Origin of the sequence: Paraburkholderia sp. SIMBA_027, from assembly GCF_046535315.1 — a bacterium.
GTDB classification, from domain to species: domain Bacteria; phylum Pseudomonadota; class Gammaproteobacteria; order Burkholderiales; family Burkholderiaceae; genus Paraburkholderia; species Paraburkholderia tropica.
The window spans coordinates 13,088-29,986 of the sequence record NZ_JAWRWY010000016.1; the positions used below are offsets into that span (position 1 = coordinate 13,088).

The window sequence follows — 16,899 nt, forward strand, 5'->3', positions numbered from 1 at the left end:
GGACGCGGCACCGCAAAAGGTGCGCGAGAACCCGCTTCGCAGTGGTCACAATCTGTCTGGAACGTAAAACCCCATGCTATTTCCCGAATCCTGGCTGAGAAGCTTTGTCGATCCGAAGCTCACGACCGATGAACTCGCCCACGCGCTCACGATGGCGGGCCTCGAAGTCGAAGGCCTGAGCCCGGCCGCGCCGCCCACCACGAAGATCGTCGTGGGTCGCGTGCTCGAAGTCGTGAAGCACCCGGACGCGGACAAGCTCAACGTCTGTCAGGTCGACGCCGGCACCGGCGCGACGCTGCAGATCGTCTGTGGCGCGCCCAACGTGGCGCCCGGCATCAAGGTGCCCGTGGCGCTCGTCGGCGCGGAACTGCCGCCCGCCGAAGAAGGCGGCAAGCCGTTCGCGATCAAGCTTTCGAAGCTGCGCGGCGTGGAAAGCCAGGGCATGCTGTGCTCGGCGCGCGAGCTCAAGCTCTCGGAAGACCACAGCGGCCTGATGATCCTGCCGGAAGCCACGCCGATCGGCCAGGACATCCGCGAAGCGCTCAATCTCGACGACATCATCTTCGAAATCAAGCTCACGCCGAACAAGGCCGATTGCCTCTCGGTGTACGGCGTCGCGCGCGAAACCGCCGCGATTACCGGCGCGCCGCTGCAAGCGCCCGTGTATCCGAAGGTCGAAGTCAAACTCAACGAAACGCTGCCCGTGAAGATCTCGGCGCCCGATCTGTGCGGCCGCTTCTCGGGCCGCGTGATTCGCGGCGTGAATGCGCGCGCGCAGACGCCCGCATGGATGGTCGCGCGCCTCGAACGCTCGGGTCAGCGCAGCATCTCGGCGCTCGTCGACATCTCGAACTACGTGATGCTCGAACTCGGCCGCCCGTCGCACGTGTTCGATCTCGACAAGATCCACGGCTCGATGGACGTGCGCTGGGGCAAGAAGGGCGAGTCGCTCAAGCTGCTCAACGGCAACACGGTCGAAGTCGATGAAACCGTGGGCGTGATCGCCGACGAACGCGAGATCGAAAGCCTCGCGGGCATCATGGGCGGCGACAGCACGGCGGTCACGCTCGACACGAAAAACATCTATCTGGAAGCCGCTTTCTGGTGGCCGGATGCCATTCGTGGCCGCTCGCGCCGCTACAACTTCTCGACCGATGCGGGCCATCGTTTCGAGCGCGGCGTGGACTGGTCGACGACCGTCGAACACATCGAACGCATCACGCAACTGATCCTCGACATCTGCGGCGGCGAAGCCGGTCCGGTCGACGATCAAACCGTGAACGTGCCGCAGCGCGCGGCCGTGACGATGCGTGTCGCGCGCGCGAACCGCATCATCGGCGTGAAGATTGGCGCCGATGAAATCGCGCAGATCTTCACGCGTCTTGGCCTCACGTTCGAGCGCAGCGTCGACGCCGCAGGCGAAGAATCGTTCAGCGTCACGCCGCCGCCGTACCGTTTCGACATCGAGATCGAGGAAGATCTGATCGAAGAAGTCGCGCGTATCTACGGCGTGGAAAAGATTCCGGCGCTGCCGCCGGTGGCGCGCAGCGAAATGCGCGCGACCCACGAAACGCGCCGTTCGATTCACACGATCCGTCACGCGCTCGCCGCGCGCGACTACGCGGAAACGATCAACTTCAGCTTCGTCGATGCCGAGTGGGAGCTCGATTTCGCCGGTAACGACAAGCCCGTGAAGCTGCTGAACCCGATCGCGAGCCAGCTCTCGGTGATGCGCACGACGCTGTTCGGCAGCCTCATCAACGTGCTGCGCCACAACCTCAACCGCCGCGCGGATCGCGTGCGCGTGTTCGAGGCGGGCCGCGTGTTCCTGAGCGATGCGTCGATCAAGGCCAGCGAAATGACGGTCGAAGGCTTCGCGCAGCCGAAGATGATCGGCGCGCTCGCGTATGGTCCGGCGCTCGAAGAGCAGTGGGGCGCGCAAACGCGCGGCGTTGACTTTTTCGACATGAAGGGCGATCTCGAAGCGCTGTTCGCGGGCCTCGGCGCCACGAAAACGCCGCGTTTCGTGAAGGCCGAGCATCCGGCGCTGCATCCGGGACGCAGCGCGCGCGTGGAAGTCGATGGTCGCGCCGTGGGCTGGATCGGCGAGCTGCATCCGCGCTGGATGCAGAAGTACGATCTGCCGCACGCACCGATCCTCTTCGAAGTGGAAGCCGACGCGCTGATGGCGCGCGAGCTGCCCGCACCGACCGAAGTCTCGAAGTTCCCGCCGGTGCGACGCGATATCGCACTTGTCGTGGATCAAAAGATTGAGGTGCAAGCACTGCTGGACGAGTTCCGCAAGGGCATGCAGGACGAGCCCGCACGGATTGTGCAGAGGGTTGCGCTGTTCGATGAATTTCGTGCAAAATCAAATACTTCCGGACTTGGCGCGGACGAGAAAAGCCTTGCCTTCCGGGTGACCCTGCAAGATACTGGCGGAACTCTTCAGGACGAGACGGTCGACGCGGCCATCAAGTCCCTGGTGGATCGCCTGGCTCGAGTGTTTGGCGCCCGGTTGCGCGGATAAGCTCCACGGCTCATCACGTACCGACAATCGCTTCCGGTCTGCAGTGTCATCGCAACCGGAAGCGCGCCATTTCAAAGATAGATGAACGAAATGAACTCGAGTGATTTCGAAGCCCTTCTTGCGGCACAGCGTAGCGCCATGATTCGCGACATTCCTGCCTCGTCGGCAAGCGCCACGAACGACACGCCCACGCTGACCAAGGCCGAACTCGCAGAGCTGCTGTTCGACAACGTCGGACTCAACAAGCGCGAAGCGAAGGACATGGTCGAAGCGTTCTTCGAAGTGATTCGCGACGCGCTCGAAGGCGGCGACAGCGTGAAGCTCTCGGGCTTCGGCAATTTCCAGCTGCGCGACAAGCCGCAGCGTCCTGGCCGCAACCCGAAAACGGGCGAGGCGATTCCTATCGCGGCACGCCGCGTCGTCACGTTCCACGCGAGCCAGAAGCTCAAGGCGCTGGTCGAGAGCGGCGCTGAGGCAAGCTTCCCGCGTTAAGCGAGATCAACGCATGCGCGGGTCATCCCGCGCGCGCCCGCACGGGTGGCACAGCGGCGGGCGTGACTGGATACTACGGACCCTGGCGGCGACGCCAATTTGCGCAACCACCACGACGGCAACCCGGCGATGACATCGACAATCGAAAAGGTCGTCTTGCCTCCGATTCCCGCCAAGCGCTACTTCACGATCGGCGAAGTGAGCGAGCTCTGCGGCGTGAAGCCCCATGTGCTGCGATATTGGGAGCAGGAGTTCACGCAGTTGAAGCCGGTGAAGCGGCGCGGTAATCGCCGCTACTACCAGCATCACGAGGTCTTGCTGATCCGCCGCATTCGCGAATTGCTCTACGAACAGGGCTTCACGATCAACGGTGCGCGCAATCGTCTCGATTCGCATGGCGCCGCGAGCGGCGAACCCGAAGCCAATGACGCGCCGGTGAGCGAAGGCAATATGGCGAGCGTCGATGTCGATCAGTTGCGCAAGGCCTTGCTGCATGTGCTCGATGTGCTTGGTCGATGAAGGGATGTGAATGGACCTGAACGGCGGTGAGTTTTCCCGCAGCGTCTTTTCCGACGAATTGCACGACAGACAGTTCTAATTGGGAAAAGGGTCTGTTATACTCTCTAGCTCTCGGGGCGTAGCGCAGCCTGGTAGCGTACCTGCATGGGGTGCAGGTGGTCGGAGGTTCAAATCCTCTCGCCCCGACCAGGAAGTTGAAAAAGGACTTACGGTGAAAACCGTAGGTCCTTTTTCTTTTGGCGCGCGGTTTTCGCAATGAAGATGTGCGCAAATGATGTGAGCAAGAATCGGCTGTTAATTTTTCTCACATATCGGTGAGAATGATTCGCTATGAGGGACCTGTCCGGACCCTTACGATTAGCGCATCGCGCGCGACGCCTGGTCGCAGCGCAACCGCACATCATCGACCTCGCCGCCTCCATGAATCCGATCGAACTCGCCCAGCTCGTCTTTCTCGCCGCATTGTGGGGCGGCTCGTTTCTCTTTATCCGCGTCGGCGTGACGGATCTCGGTGTGGCGCCGCTGATGGCGCTGCGCGTGGGGATCGGCGCGCTGTTTCTGCTGCTCGTGCTGTTCTCGCGACGTTCGCCGCGCGAGGCGCTCGGCGCGCTGCGCGAGCGCGCCTGGCCGCTGCTTGTGGTCGGCTTCTTCAATTCGGCTGCGCCGTTCTGTCTGTTCGCATGGGCCGAGCTGACGCTCTCCGCGGGTGTGACTTCGGTGATCAACGCGACCACGCCGCTGTTTGGCGCGATCGTCGCGTACTTCTGGCTGAAGGATCGTTTGAGCGGTTTGCGCGTGGCCGGACTCGTGATCGGTTTCCTCGGCGTGCTCGCGCTGGTCTGGGACCAGATCGTCACGCATGCGGGCGATGGCGCGAGCACGACGTCGACGCTGCTCGCGGCGGGCGCGGCGCTGACCGCGTCGGCGCTCTACGGCGTGGCAGCGAGCTATACGAAGCGCCACCTCACGGGCGTCGATCCGCTCACGGTGGCAGCCGGCACGATGACGGCCGCCACGCTCATCCTCACGCCGTTCGCGATTGCCACCTGGCCGCATGCGGCCGTGTCGATGCACGCGTGGGGCGCGACGCTCGGCCTCGGCGTCGCCTGCACGGGCCTCGCGTATCTGCTGTTCTTCCGTTTGATCGCGGCGATCGGTCCGGCGCGCACGATCACCGTCACGTTCGTGATTCCGGTGTTCGGCATTCTGTGGGGCGCGCTGTTTCTCGGCGAGCACGTGTCGATCGGCATGGTCGAGGCGTGCGTGGCGATTCTTTGCGGCACCGCGCTCGCCACGGGTTTTATCAAGCGCCTGCCCGGCATGGGCGCGCGCGAGCATCGCGCCAGCGCGAAGCACTAGCCGCCAGCCGCTCGCGCACGCCCAGGTTTCTCCGTTCTCGATGATCGTTGCGTTCGCAACGATCATCGTTCTTCTGCCGGATCGTTCCGCGGCACCCGCCGCGACGATCCGCGTTTCACATCTCCACGCTCATTCCGTCAAGCCGTTCGCTGAATGCGAGGCCGTCCCGGTCGACCTGCGCGCACCGCTTGCAGGCGCCATGAATATCGCTGAAAGCATTCAGTCAGCGTGTGCATGATTGCGCGCGCTCGCTGTGAGCACGATCATAAATTCGCGACTAAACTGGCGACACTGCGCAGAAAGTTCATTTGCAAACGACCGAACTTGCGCGCAGCGATGGGCTCAAGCCAGTTCACAGGGCGACGACGTTCGCATCCTCGCGCGGGGATCGGGCAGACGTCAGCGCCGGAAGTCAGCGGTTCAGGGAGAGCGGGCCGGATATGGCCGCGTCGTGAAGTGTCGTTCCTTGTCGGGGATGTTCATGACAGCAAGAAAATCGGTGCGGGCGGGCCGCCTGCTCAGGGGCCTGTGCGCCGCGCTACTCGCTGCCGGCGCAGCCAGTGCGCATGCCGACCATTTCGGCATTCAGATCGGCCCGGGCGTGGCGGATCACGATGTCAAGAAGCTCGACTTCGGGCTCGTCTGGGACCCCGGCTTGCAGTGGTGGCACATCGCGGGCTTTCACTTCACGGTGGTCGGCGAGTTTCACGCGGCCTACTGGCACCTGAGCGAGACCGCGGCCACGCAGCCGACCATCTGGGAATTCGGCGTGACGCCGGTTTTCCGCATCATCAAGGACACCGGCTGGATCCGTCCGTACTTCGAGGCGGGCGTGGGCGTGCGCATGCTCACGCACGTCGAGCTGACGCCGGACCGCACGCTGTCGTCGGCCTTCCAGTTCGCGGATATGCTCGGCGTCGGCGCACAGTTCGGCGCGCACCAGAACTACCAGGCGGGCGTGCGCTTCCAGCACATCTCGAACGCCGATATCAAGACGCCGAATCCCGGACTCAACTTCACCTGGGTCTACGTGCAGTACAACTTCTGAACGCTGTTCCGCTTTCCCGCCTTGCCTCGCGCATGCCGCTGCGGCGCGCCACTGCGCCGCGCCGGCGGCGCTTTCACGCCACTACCCGTTACACTATGGTCCATGATGCAGTGCACCACGCGCGCTGCATTGCCGGTTTTTTTCCATAGCGATGCGCCGGCGTCGCGGACAAGGAGTGAGGAGCAGGCATGGCAATCGAAACGGTAGGGATTGTGGGAGCGGGCACCATGGGCAACGGCATCGCGCAGGCGGTCGCCGTGGCCGGACTCAAGGCGCTGATGATCGACGTGAACGACGCGGCGCTCGCCAAAGGCGTGGCCACGCTCACGCACAGCCTCGAGCGGCTCGTCTCGAAGGGCAAGCTGGACGCGGGCGGGCGCGACGCCGCGCTCAAGCGCATCGAAACCTCCACCGACTATCAGCGCCTCGCGAGCGCCGACCTCGTGATCGAGGCGGCCACCGAGAACGCCGAGCTCAAGACACGCATCCTCAAGCAGATCGAGAGCGCCGCGCGCGCCGACGCGGTCATCGCCTCGAATACCTCGTCGATTTCGATCACCGCGCTGGCGACCACGCTCGCCGACCCGTCGCGCTTCATCGGCATGCACTTCTTCAATCCCGTGCCGATGATGCCGCTCGTCGAAGTGATCCGCGGTCTGCAGACGAGCCCGGCCGTGGCCGAGTCGGTGCGCGAGCTGGCGCAGCGTCTGGGCAAGACGCCCATCGGCGTGAAGAACGCGCCGGGCTTCGTGGTCAACCGCATTCTCGTGCCGATGATCAACGAGGCGTTCTTCGTGCTCGCCGAAGGCATCGCGAGCGCCGAGGAAATCGACGCGGGCATGAAGCTGGGCGCGAATCATCCGATCGGGCCGCTCGCGCTCGCGGACCTGATCGGCCTCGACGTCTGTCTTTCGGTGATGGACGTGTTCCTCAAGGACTTCGGCGACTCGAAGTATCGCGCCTGTCCGCTGCTGCGCGAGATGGTGGCGGCGGGGCAACTGGGCCGCAAGACGGGCCGCGGCGTGTACAGCTACGACAAGGTTTCGTGAGCGCGCTTCTTGCCGCTTGAGCCAAACGGTGCATCGCGTTTCGTCACGATGCACCGCAGCGTTGTGTCTCGTGCGCGCGTCAGGCGCGCACGCGCACAGCGTACTGCGTGATCTGGCGATACGTGTCGCCGGGACGCAGCACCGTTGCTTCAGCCAGCGGCGCTTCCATGTTGATCTGATTCGGGAAGCCGCCCGCTTCGAGGCACAGCCCCGCATGGCGCACGCACGGCGCGCCGTGACGGCCGGGCTGGCCTTCCAGATAATTCCCCGTGTAGCACTGCAGGCCGCGCTGATCGGTTGCGACCGTCATTTCACGTCCGCTGGCCGGCTCGTAGACGCTCGCCACCCGGCGCACCGCGTTCGCGGGGTGCTCGCGCAGCACATAGCAATGATCGAAGCCGCGTGCGCGCGCCAGTTGCGCGTCGGGCCAGTCGAGCCGCGCGCCGAGCGGCGCGCCCTGGCGAAAGTCGAAGGCGGTGCCCGAGACGTCGGCGACGCCGGTCGGAATCATCTGCGGATCGACTTCGAGCACACTGTCCGCGTCGATCGTGAGGATATGGCCGCGCACGTCCGCGCCAGCTTCGCCGCTCAGATTGAAGTAGCCGTGGCTCGTGAGATTGAGCGGCGTGGGGGCGTCCGTCACACCTTCGTATTCGATCGTCAGCGTGCCTTCGTCGTCGAGCGCGTAGCGCACCTGCACGCTCACGTTGCCCGGAAAGCCGCCGTCGCCTTCGGGCGAGTCGAGCCGCATCAGCAGCGCGCCGCGATCCTCTTCGACTTCCCACAACTGGCGATGAAAACCGTTCGCGCCGCCGTGCAGCAGGTTGCCGTTTTCGTTGCGGTCGAGCGCGTAGTCGATGCCGTCGAGCGTGAAGCGCGCGCCCGCGATGCGGTTCGCCCAGCGCCCGACCAGCGCGCCCATATAGGTGCTCGCGGCCTCGTAGTCGGCGGGCGTGTCGTGGCCGAGCAGGATTTCGCCGAGCCGGCCGGCGCGGTCGGGCGCGAGCCAGGAGACGAGCGTCGCGCCGAAGTCGCTGATCGTCACTTTCATGCCCTGGGCGTTGCGCAGCGTGTAGAGCCGGCAGACGTCGCCGCCGGGCAGCGTGCCCCAGGATTCCGGATTCAGTTGGACGAGACTGTTCATGTGACGAAGTGGTGGTGGTCGAGGCGGGCGGGCCGCAATCAGCCCGCGGAATGCGTTGAAGGAGCGGCCGCCGACGCCGTGACGGCAACGGTCGGCGTCACGCTGTCCTGATACTCGCGCGGCGTGCAGCCGAGTTCGCGCCGGAACACCGCGTACATATATTGCAGCGAAGTGAAGCCGCAGCGGATCGCCACTTCGGCGCTCGCTGCGTCGCGGCTCGCGAGCAGGGCTTTCGCGGCGTCGAGCTTGTGGCGCAGGATTTCCTGGTGGACGGTGCAATGCAGTTCGCGCCGGAAATACTCTTCGAGCGACGAGCGCGACACGCCCACGTAATCGGCGACCTGTTCGGTCTTGATGCCCTGGCACGCGTACTGGCGGATGAAGTGGCGCGCGCGCATGACGTGCGGGCTCGACAGCGGCTCATGGCGCGTCGATTCGAGCACGTTGATGCCGACGGGCGGCACCAGAATGCGCCGCCCCGGAAAGCGCGCGCCGCCCAGCATCTGATGCAGCATGTGCGCGGCAGTCTTGCCCATTTCCTCGGTGCCCTGAATCACGGACGACAGCGGAATGCGCGTGAGCGTGCGCGTGAGCGGATCGTTGTCGATGCCGATGATCGCCACCTGCTCGGGCACCGCGATGCCATGCATCAGGCACGCCTGCAGCAACTGACGCGCGCGCGCGTCGGTCACGGCGATCACGCCGACCGGTTTGGGCAGCGCATCGAGCCAGACGCCCAGTTGTTCGGAAGCCTGATTCCACGACGGCGCGCTGGTCGCGAGACCGCGATAGACCGGCGCATCGACGCCTTCGTCGCGGGCGAGCGCCTGAAACGCGAGTTCGCGCTCCTGCGCCCAGCGGTTTTCCTGCGCGACGGGCAGGCTGTACATCGCCAGATGCGGCAGCCCGGCGCCGATCAGATGCGTCCACGCGAGCGAGACGAGCTTGCGGTTGTCGGTGGCGATATACGGCAGGTCGGCGGGATACTGCGCGGCGTCCTCGAACGACGAGCCCACGGCCACGACCGGCAGCGGGCAGCCTTGCAGCGCCTCGGCGACGGCCGGATCGTCGAAGTCGGCGATGATGCCGTCGCCCTCGAAGCGCTCGATGCCCGTGAGGCGGCAGCGGAAATCTTCCTCGAGAAACAGATCCCACGCCACGCGCGTCGAGCGCAGGTAATGGCCGATGCCCGCGATGATCTCGCGGTCGTACACCTTGTTCGCGTTGAAGAGCAGCGCGATCCGATGCGATGTCTGGGAAGCGGGGGCGCGGTTCATGGCGTGTCGCGGGCGTCTGCAAACCGGCGGTTCGCAGGCGCGGTTGTCTCCGTGTCGGGCGCGGCGCACGATGCGCGCGGCGCGGGCTGTTTTAAGTGTCCGGTTATTTTAGGCTCACTGCGGCGCGTGTGCGCGTACGCCGCGCTGCGCTGGCAGGAAACGTTACGCGGCTCGCGCAATTTCGCAATTGCCCGCCTTCGCGCCTCGCGGGCAGTATGGCGTCACATTGCAAGGCGCGTGCCGTTGCGCCGCAACATAACCGGAGACGCCATGTCGTATTTCGAAGCCATTCCCGCGATTCGTTACGAAGGTCCGCAATCGGATAATCCGCTTGCCTATCACCATTACGACCGCACGAAGAAGGTGCTCGGCAAGACGCTCGAAGAGCATTTGCGCATTGCCGCGTGTTACTGGCATTCGTTCGTGTGGCCGGGCGTCGATATCTTCGGGCAGGGCACGTTCAAACGTCCGTGGCAGCAACCGGGCGATGCAATGGAACGCGCGCATCAGAAAGCCGACGCCGCGTTCGAATTCTTCACGAAGCTCGGCGTGCCGTTCTACACCTTCCACGACACCGACGTGTCGCCCGAAGGCAAGGACCTGAAGGACTACACCGAAAACTTCGCGCGCATGGTCGATTACCTCGGCGCGAAGCAGCAGTCGAGCGGCATGAAGCTGTTGTGGGGCACGGCGAATCTGTTTTCGCATCCGCGCTATGCGGGCGGCGCGGCGACGAGCCCGAATCCGGAAGTGTTCGCTTATGCGGCGACGCAGGTGTCCCACGCGCTCGACGCCACGCACAAGCTCGGCGGCGAAAACTATGTGTTGTGGGGCGGTCGCGAAGGTTACGACACATTGCTGAACACCGATCTCGCACGTGAGCGCGAACAGTTCGCGCGCTTTCTTTCGATGGTGGTGGAGCACAAGGAGCGGATCGGCTTCAAGGGCGCGCTGCTGATCGAGCCGAAACCGCAGGAACCGACCAAGCATCAATACGATTACGACGTCGCGACCGTGCATGGCTTCCTCACACAGTACGGACTCCAGAATGAAATCCGCGTGAACATCGAGGCCAATCACGCGACGCTCGCGGGCCATTCGTTCCATCACGAAATCGCGATGGCCTACGCGCTCGGTATCTTCGGCAGCGTGGACGCCAATCGCGGCGATCCGCAAAACGGCTGGGACACCGACCAGTTTCCGAACAGCGTGGAAGAGCTGACGCTGGCGTTCTACGAGATTCTGCGCCACGGCGGCTTCACGACCGGCGGCATGAATTTCGACGCGAAGGTGCGCCGCCAGAGCAGCGATCCGGAAGATATGTTCTACGGTCACGTCGGCGCCATCGACGTGCTCGCGCTCGCACTCGAACGCGCCGCTGTGCTGGTCGAGAACGAACGCCTCGAACAGTTCAAGCGTCAGCGCTACGCGGGCTGGGACACGGAGTTCGGCCGGAAGATTCTCGCGGGCGGCTTCTCGCTGTCGTCGCTGGCGGCCGACGCGGCGGCGCACGGCGTCAATCCGCATCATGCGAGCGGTCATCAGGAGCGCCTCGAAAACGTCGTCAATCAGGCGATTTACGGCCTGCGCTGAGCGCCCACGCGATTCGCGAAGTCGGTGCAGCAAGCGGACGCGCGCCTGCGGGCGCGCGCCGCCAGAATAAAGGATGGAGACAATGTTCATCGGTATCGACCTCGGCACCTCGGGCGTCAAGGCGGTGTTGCTCGATCGTGCGGGCGACGTGCTCGGCACGGCGAGCGCGCCGCTCACGGCAAGCCGTCCGCAGCCGCGCTGGTCCGAGCAGGCGCCGCAGGACTGGTGGCAGGCCACGCGCGCCGCGCTGGGCACGTTGCTCGACGAAGCGCGCCGCAACGGCATCGACACGGATCGCATCGAAGCGCTCGGCCTCACGGGTCAGATGCATGGCGCGACGCTGCTCGATGCGAACGGCGAGGTGCTGCGTCCCGCGATTCTCTGGAACGACGGCCGCTCGGATGTCGAATGCCGCGAACTCGAACGCGCGGTGCCGGAGTTGCATGCGCTGGCGGGCAATCTGGCGATGCCGGGTTTCACCGCGCCCAAGCTGCTCTGGGTGCGCAAGCACGAACCGGAGATCTTCGCGCGCATCGCGCACGTGTTGCTGCCGAAGGACTATTTGCGCTGGCTGCTGACGGGCGTGTTCGCGACCGATCCGTCCGACGCGGCGGGCACGCTCTGGCTCGACGTCGCGAAGCGCGACTATAGCGACACGCTCCTGTCCGCGTGCGGACTCACGCGCGCGCAGATGCCCCAGGTGGTCGAAGGCAATCAGGTGACGGGCAGGCTGCGTCCCGAGATTGCACAAGCCTTCGGTTTGCGCGAACTACCCGTGGTGGCGGGCGGCGGCGATAACGCGGCGGGCGCGGTCGGCGTGGGTATCGTGCGTCCCGGCGACGCGATGCTCTCGCTCGGCACCTCGGGCGTGTATTTCGCGGTCTCGGACGGCTTTCTCGCCAATCCCGATTCCGCCGTGCATAGCTTCTGCCACGCGCTGCCGCGCACCTGGCATCTGATGTCGGTGATGCTGAACGCGGCGAGTTGTCTCGACTTCACCGCGCAACTCACGCACTACGACAACGTGGCGGCAATGCTCGCCGACGCCGGGCAACACACGAACGCCGATCTCGACGCGCGCCGTCCGTGGTTTCTGCCGTATCTGAGCGGCGAACGCACGCCGCACAACAACGTCAACGCGAAGGGTGTGTTCTACGGCATGACGCCGCAAACGTCGCGCGCCGATCTCGCGAACGCGACGCTCGAAGGCGTGGGCTTCGCGCTGCTCGACGGCATGGATGCGCTGCACGCGGCGGGGCTCGTGCCCGAGACGATCACGGTGATCGGCGGCGGTTCGCGCAGCGCGTACTGGACGCAGATGCTCGCCGATATCAGCGGTCGCGCGCTCACCTTGCGCGCGGGCGGCGAAGTCGGTCCGGCATTGGGCGCGGCGCGGCTTGCGCATCTCGCACTCGAACCCGGCGCGGCGCTCGAAACGGTGTGTCCGCAACCACCCGTGCTCGCCGTGCGCGAGCCCGACGCCGCGCGTCATGCGTGGTATCGCGAGGCGCGTCGTCCGACGTTTCGCGCGCTCTACGCGGCGCTCGAACCGGTTTTCGCCACCGGCGCGTGAGACGCACCGGCGACGAAGCGTCCGCGCGGCCGACATAGCCGCGCGGTTTTCAGCAAGCAAGACCCGCAGTTGCAACGCCGGCAGTCACGTCGTATTTCGCGCAAGCATCGTGCGCGAGCACTTCATCATCAACTACAACGCCATGACGCGCCGTCGCCGCGCAGTGCGCAGCCGGCGCTCGTCATTACCAGGAGTGGAGACATGCAATTCGCCAAACGCCGTTCGGTTCTGGGGGCGCTCGTTTGCGGCGCCGTGCTCGCGAGTCTGTCGCTGGCCGCGCCGCTCGCGCATGCGAGCAAGGATCATCCGGAAATCGGTTTCTGTATCGACGATCTGCGCGTCGAGCGCTGGTCGCGCGATCGCGATTACTTCGTTGCAGCAGCGGAAAAACTCGGCGCGAAAGTGTCGGTGCAATCGGCGGACGCGAGCGAAGAACGCCAGATCTCGCAGATCGAGAATCTGATTTCGCGCGGCGTCGACGTGATCGTGATCGTGCCGTTCAATTCGAAAACGCTCGGCAACGTCGTGGCCGAAGCGAAGAAGGCGGGCATCAAGGTGGTGTCGTACGACCGTCTGATTCTCGACGCCAACATCGACGCCTATATCTCGTTCGACAACGAGAAGGTCGGCGAGCTGCAGGCGCAGGGCGTGTATAACGCGCAGCCGAAGGGCAACTACTTCCTGCTGGGCGGCGCGCCGACCGACAACAACGCGAAGATGCTGCGCGAAGGCCAGTTGAAGGTGCTCAAGCCCGCGATCGACCGCGGCGACATCAAGGTGGTCGGTCAGCAGTGGGTGCCGGAGTGGAGCGCGTCGACGGCGCTGCGCATCATGGAAGACGCGCTCACGGCGAATAACAACAAGATCGATGCGGTGGTCGCGTCGAACGACGGCACGGCGGGCGGCGCGATTCAGGCGCTGGCCGCGCAGCATCTCGCGGGCAAGGTGCCGGTCTCGGGTCAGGACGCGGATCTCGCGGCGGTCAAGCGTGTGGTGGCCGGTACGCAGACGATGACGGTCTACAAGCCGCTCAAGCTGATCGCGGGCGAAGCGGCCAAGCTCGCCGTCGATCTCGCGAAGGGCCAGAAGCCCGCTTATAACGCGCAATACGACAACGGCAAGAAGAAGGTCGACACGGTGCTGCTGCAACCGACGCTGCTCACCAAGAGCAACGTCGACGTGGTCGTGAAGGACGGCTTCTATACGCAGGCGCAACTGGCCAGCCAGTAAGCGTTGTCAGCAGGCAGTGCAGAGTCCCGCGCGCGGCGTGCTGACGCGTCGCGCGCGGGCGCAGCGAGCGGCTTCGTCGCGCTCGCTCGAACCGGCAGACCTCGACAGACTGGCGCATAGCGTATGACCGAACCCTTGCTGACGATGCGCGGCATCGTCAAATCCTTCGCGGGCGTGAAGGCGCTCGACGGCATCGACCTGACCGTGCGGCCCGGCGAATGCGTGGGCCTGTGCGGCGAAAACGGCGCAGGCAAATCCACGCTGATGAAAGTGCTCTCGGGCGTGTATCCGCATGGCACCTGGAGTGGCGAAATCCGCTGGGAAGGCGCGCCGCTCGAAGCGCACAGCGTGCGCGACACCGAGCGCGCGGGCATCGTCATCATCCATCAGGAACTGATGCTCGTGCCGGAATTGTCGGTGGCCGAGAACATCTTTCTCGGCAATGAAATCACGCTGCCCGGCGGCCGCATGAATTACGCGGCGATGTACCGGCGCGCGGATGAATTGCTGCGCGAGCTGAACATCGACGCCATCAACGTCGCCCAGCCGGTGATGAATTACGGCGGCGGCCATCAGCAATTGATCGAAATTGCGAAGGCGCTCAACAAGCGCGCGAAGCTGCTGATTCTCGACGAGCCGTCGTCGTCGCTCACGGCGGCGGAGACGAAGATCCTGCTCGACATCGTGCGCGATCTGAAGCGTCGCGGCGTGGCCTGCGTGTACATCTCGCACAAGCTCGACGAAGTCGAAGCGGTCTGCGACACGGTGAGCGTGATCCGCGACGGCAAGCACGTGGCGACCGAGCCGATGGCCTCGCTCACGACCGACCGCGTGATCGCGATGATGGTGGGCCGCGAGATCAAGAATCTCTTTCCACGCGAGCCGCACGACATCGGCGAGGTGGTGTTCGAAGCCCGCAACGTGACCTGCTACGACGTGACCAATCCGCGCCGCAAACGCGTGGACGACGTCTCCTTCTCGGTGCGGCGCGGCGAGATACTCGGCGTGGCCGGGCTCGTGGGCGCGGGGCGCACGGAGACCATGCAGGCGATCTTCGGCGCGTATGCGGGCGCGTGTTCGGCGACCGTGGTGCTCGAAGGCAAGACGCTCAGGATCGGTTCGCCGCTCGACGCGATTCGCGCGGGCATCGCCATGGTGCCGGAGGATCGCAAGCGTCACGGCATCGTGCCGCAACTGGGCGTGGGCCACAACATCACGCTCTCGGTGCTGGAGCGTTTTTCGAAGCGCGGACGCATCGACGCCGCCGCCGAACTCGACACGATCCGCACCGAAATGCAGCGTCTTTCGGTGCGTGCGGCCAATCCCATGCTGTCGATCGCGAGCCTTTCGGGCGGCAATCAGCAGAAGGCCGTGCTCACCAAGATGCTGCTGACCGACCCTAAGGTGCTGATCCTCGACGAACCCACGCGTGGCGTGGACGTCGGCGCGAAGTACGAGATCTACAAGCTCATGTTCCAGCTCGCGAAGCGCGGCGTGGCCATCGTGATGGTGTCGTCCGAGCTGCCGGAAGTGCTTGGCGTGAGCGACCGCGTGCTGGTGATCGGCGAGGGCGAATTGCGCGGCGATTTCGTCAACGAAGGTCTCACGCAGGAACACATTCTCGGCGCCGCGATTCAGAGTGCGCGCGCCCAACCCATTGCAGAGAGTGCAGCATGACCCCAGACGTCACGACCCCCGCCGCGTGCGATGACCAGTTGCCCGGTGGCAGCGGGCTCGGCCTGCGCTTTCAGCAGCTGTTTGCGCGCTACAAGATTCTCGCCTTGCTGCTCGCCGTCGCGGCGATCTGGGTGTTCTTCTCGGTGCTCACGCACGGCGCGTTCGTCACGCCGCGCAACGTCTCGAACCTGCTGCGGCAGATGTCGATTACCGGCATGCTCGCGTGCGGGATGGTGTTCGTCATCATCGCGGGCGAGATCGATTTGTCGGTGGGCTCGCTGCTCGGCCTGCTCGGCGGCGTGGCGGCGATCCTCGACGTGAACCGTCACTGGCCGATCGGCGCGACCGTGCCCGTGGTGCTCGCGCTCGGCGTGCTGATCGGGCTCTTCAACGGCTGGTGGTCGACGTATCGGCGCGTGCCGTCGTTTATCGTCGGTCTCGGCGGCATGCTGGCGTTTCGCGGCGTGCTGCTCGGCATTACCGGCGGATCGACGATCGCACCTGTTTCGGATTCCTTTGTATTTATCGGGCAAGGCTATTTGCCGCGTGTCGCGGGCGATGTCATCGCGTTCGCGCTGTTCGTGCTGCTGGCAGTGCTGACCGTGCGTCAGCGTGCGAATCGCCGGCGCTATCAGTTGAGTGTGGTGCCGCTCTGGCAGGACGCGGTGAAGATCGTCGGTGCCGGTGCGATTGTGCTGGCTTTCGTGGTAATGCTCGACAGCTACGGCGGTATTCCCGTGCCGGTGCTGCTGCTGCTCGCGCTGCTCGGCATCTTTACGTGGGTGGCGACGCAGACGGTGTTCGGCCGCCGCATCTACGCAGTCGGTTCGAATCTCGAAGCGACGCGTCTTTCGGGCGTCAACACGAATCGCGTGAAGCTCGCCATCTTCGCGCTGATGGGCCTCATGTGCGCCGTCGCGGGCATGGTCAACACGGCGCGTCTCGCGGCGGGCTCGCCGTCTGCGGGCACGATGGGCGAACTCGATGCGATCGCGGCGTGCTTCATCGGCGGCACCTCGATGCGCGGCGGTTCGGGCACGGTCTATGGCGCGCTGATCGGCGCACTCGTGATGGCGAGTCTCGACAACGGCATGTCGATGCTCGACGTGGACGCGTACTGGCAGATGATCGTGAAGGGCGGCATTCTCGTGCTCGCCGTGTGGGTCGATGTGGTGTCAGGATCGAATCGTCGCTGACGAAACCGCAGACGATAGCAAACGTGGTTTTCGTCACATGAAGTTGGCATCGACTATGCGACGAACGTGCGGTAAATGCATTGAAAATGAACGGGCGGACCATCGGTGCCGCCCGTTTTCTTTTATCGGTGTCACGCGCCTTTCATGAAGCGATTGCCGCAGGCATGATGAACGCAGCCGTGTGCGGTCGCGCGATCTATTGCGCGGCGCGC

General features: G+C 64.8%; 13 protein-coding genes and 1 tRNA gene. 12 read left to right on the forward strand and 2 right to left on the reverse strand.

All coding sequences use genetic code 11. The features are described 5' to 3' along the window. The first annotated feature begins 73 nt into the window (after window positions 1–73). The 7 genes from pheT to SB764_RS27740 all read left to right on the forward strand — a co-directional run bounded on the left by pheT (window position 74) and on the right by SB764_RS27740 (window position 6,997). Window positions 74–2,530, forward strand: coding sequence for a phenylalanine--tRNA ligase subunit beta (gene pheT, locus SB764_RS27710; protein WP_321892049.1), 2,457 nt, complete (start codon window positions 74–76; stop codon window positions 2,528–2,530). Window positions 2,531–2,611: 81 nt separating this feature from the next. Continuing rightward, on the forward strand, window positions 2,612–3,022 hold the full coding sequence (locus SB764_RS27715) for an integration host factor subunit alpha (RefSeq protein WP_065060340.1): 411 nt from the start codon (window positions 2,612–2,614) through the stop codon (window positions 3,020–3,022). Window positions 3,023–3,151: 129 nt separating this feature from the next. Further along, window positions 3,152–3,541, forward strand: a complete 390-nt coding sequence (locus SB764_RS27720; RefSeq protein WP_065060339.1) for a MerR family transcriptional regulator — start codon at window positions 3,152–3,154, stop codon at window positions 3,539–3,541. A gap of 112 nt (window positions 3,542–3,653) precedes the next feature. After that, window positions 3,654–3,730: transfer RNA gene (locus SB764_RS27725), tRNA-Pro, on the forward strand. Window positions 3,731–3,961: 231 nt separating this feature from the next. Then, a complete protein-coding gene (locus SB764_RS27730; protein ID WP_065060338.1) occupies window positions 3,962–4,900 on the forward strand; it encodes a DMT family transporter in 939 nt (312 codons plus the stop codon). 481 nt (window positions 4,901–5,381) lie between these two features. Beyond that, window positions 5,382–5,948 carry an acyloxyacyl hydrolase gene (locus SB764_RS27735; protein WP_410865731.1) on the forward strand — a complete coding sequence of 189 codons (567 nt, stop codon included), beginning with the start codon at window positions 5,382–5,384 and terminating at the stop codon, window positions 5,946–5,948. A gap of 188 nt (window positions 5,949–6,136) precedes the next feature. Then, the gene (locus SB764_RS27740) at window positions 6,137–6,997 is read left to right on the forward strand and encodes a 3-hydroxybutyryl-CoA dehydrogenase (protein WP_176079145.1); all 861 of its coding nucleotides are present in this window, start codon (window positions 6,137–6,139) and stop codon (window positions 6,995–6,997) included. Between the two features lie 79 nt (window positions 6,998–7,076). Here the strand turns inward: SB764_RS27740 and SB764_RS27745 are convergent, their stop codons facing one another. Both SB764_RS27745 and SB764_RS27750 read right to left on the reverse strand, forming a co-directional pair. Next, window positions 7,077–8,141 carry an aldose epimerase family protein gene (locus SB764_RS27745; protein WP_065060335.1) on the reverse strand — a complete coding sequence of 355 codons (1,065 nt, stop codon included), beginning with the start codon at window positions 8,139–8,141 and terminating at the stop codon, window positions 7,077–7,079. A gap of 38 nt (window positions 8,142–8,179) precedes the next feature. Beyond that, window positions 8,180–9,418 (reverse strand): XylR family transcriptional regulator, encoded by a 1,239-nt coding sequence (locus tag SB764_RS27750; RefSeq protein WP_074984369.1) that lies wholly within the window; start codon window positions 9,416–9,418, stop codon window positions 8,180–8,182. Between the two features lie 270 nt (window positions 9,419–9,688). Here SB764_RS27750 and xylA point away from each other — a divergent pair, with 270 nt between their 5' ends. From xylA to SB764_RS27775, 5 genes are all read left to right on the forward strand, one after another. After that, on the forward strand, window positions 9,689–11,011 hold the full coding sequence (gene xylA, locus SB764_RS27755) for a xylose isomerase (protein ID WP_410865734.1): 1,323 nt from the start codon (window positions 9,689–9,691) through the stop codon (window positions 11,009–11,011). Window positions 11,012–11,093: 82 nt separating this feature from the next. Further along, window positions 11,094–12,584 (forward strand): xylulokinase, encoded by a 1,491-nt coding sequence (gene xylB, locus SB764_RS27760; RefSeq protein ID WP_321902294.1) that lies wholly within the window; start codon window positions 11,094–11,096, stop codon window positions 12,582–12,584. 201 nt (window positions 12,585–12,785) lie between these two features. After that, window positions 12,786–13,814, forward strand: a complete 1,029-nt coding sequence (gene xylF, locus SB764_RS27765; protein WP_065060332.1) for a D-xylose ABC transporter substrate-binding protein — start codon at window positions 12,786–12,788, stop codon at window positions 13,812–13,814. Window positions 13,815–13,949: 135 nt separating this feature from the next. Further along, on the forward strand, window positions 13,950–15,491 hold the full coding sequence (gene xylG / locus SB764_RS27770; RefSeq protein ID WP_408583291.1) for a D-xylose ABC transporter ATP-binding protein: 1,542 nt from the start codon (window positions 13,950–13,952) through the stop codon (window positions 15,489–15,491). After that, on the forward strand, window positions 15,488–16,687 hold the full coding sequence (locus SB764_RS27775; RefSeq protein WP_321902292.1) for a sugar ABC transporter permease: 1,200 nt from the start codon (window positions 15,488–15,490) through the stop codon (window positions 16,685–16,687). The genes xylG and SB764_RS27775 overlap by 4 nt, the downstream gene beginning before the upstream one ends. Window positions 16,688–16,899 lie beyond the last annotated feature (212 nt).

Coding starts and splice junctions, on each gene's coding strand:
- xylB (WP_321902294.1), top strand. CDS start 11,094: ATGTTCATCGGTATCGACCTCGGCACCTCGGGCGTCAAGGCGGTGTTG.
- pheT (WP_321892049.1), top strand. CDS start 74: ATGCTATTTCCCGAATCCTGGCTGAGAAGCTTTGTCGATCCGAAGCTC.
- SB764_RS27775 (WP_321902292.1), top strand. CDS start 15,488: ATGACCCCAGACGTCACGACCCCCGCCGCGTGCGATGACCAGTTGCCC.
- SB764_RS27720 (WP_065060339.1), top strand. CDS start 3,152: ATGACATCGACAATCGAAAAGGTCGTCTTGCCTCCGATTCCCGCCAAG.
- SB764_RS27715 (WP_065060340.1), top strand. CDS start 2,612: ATGAACGAAATGAACTCGAGTGATTTCGAAGCCCTTCTTGCGGCACAG.
- SB764_RS27740 (WP_176079145.1), top strand. CDS start 6,137: ATGGCAATCGAAACGGTAGGGATTGTGGGAGCGGGCACCATGGGCAAC.
- SB764_RS27750 (WP_074984369.1), bottom strand. CDS start 9,418: ATGAACCGCGCCCCCGCTTCCCAGACATCGCATCGGATCGCGCTGCTC.
- xylF (WP_065060332.1), top strand. CDS start 12,786: ATGCAATTCGCCAAACGCCGTTCGGTTCTGGGGGCGCTCGTTTGCGGC.
- SB764_RS27735 (WP_410865731.1), top strand. CDS start 5,382: ATGACAGCAAGAAAATCGGTGCGGGCGGGCCGCCTGCTCAGGGGCCTG.
- SB764_RS27745 (WP_065060335.1), bottom strand. CDS start 8,141: ATGAACAGTCTCGTCCAACTGAATCCGGAATCCTGGGGCACGCTGCCC.
- SB764_RS27730 (WP_065060338.1), top strand. CDS start 3,962: ATGAATCCGATCGAACTCGCCCAGCTCGTCTTTCTCGCCGCATTGTGG.
- xylA (WP_410865734.1), top strand. CDS start 9,689: ATGTCGTATTTCGAAGCCATTCCCGCGATTCGTTACGAAGGTCCGCAA.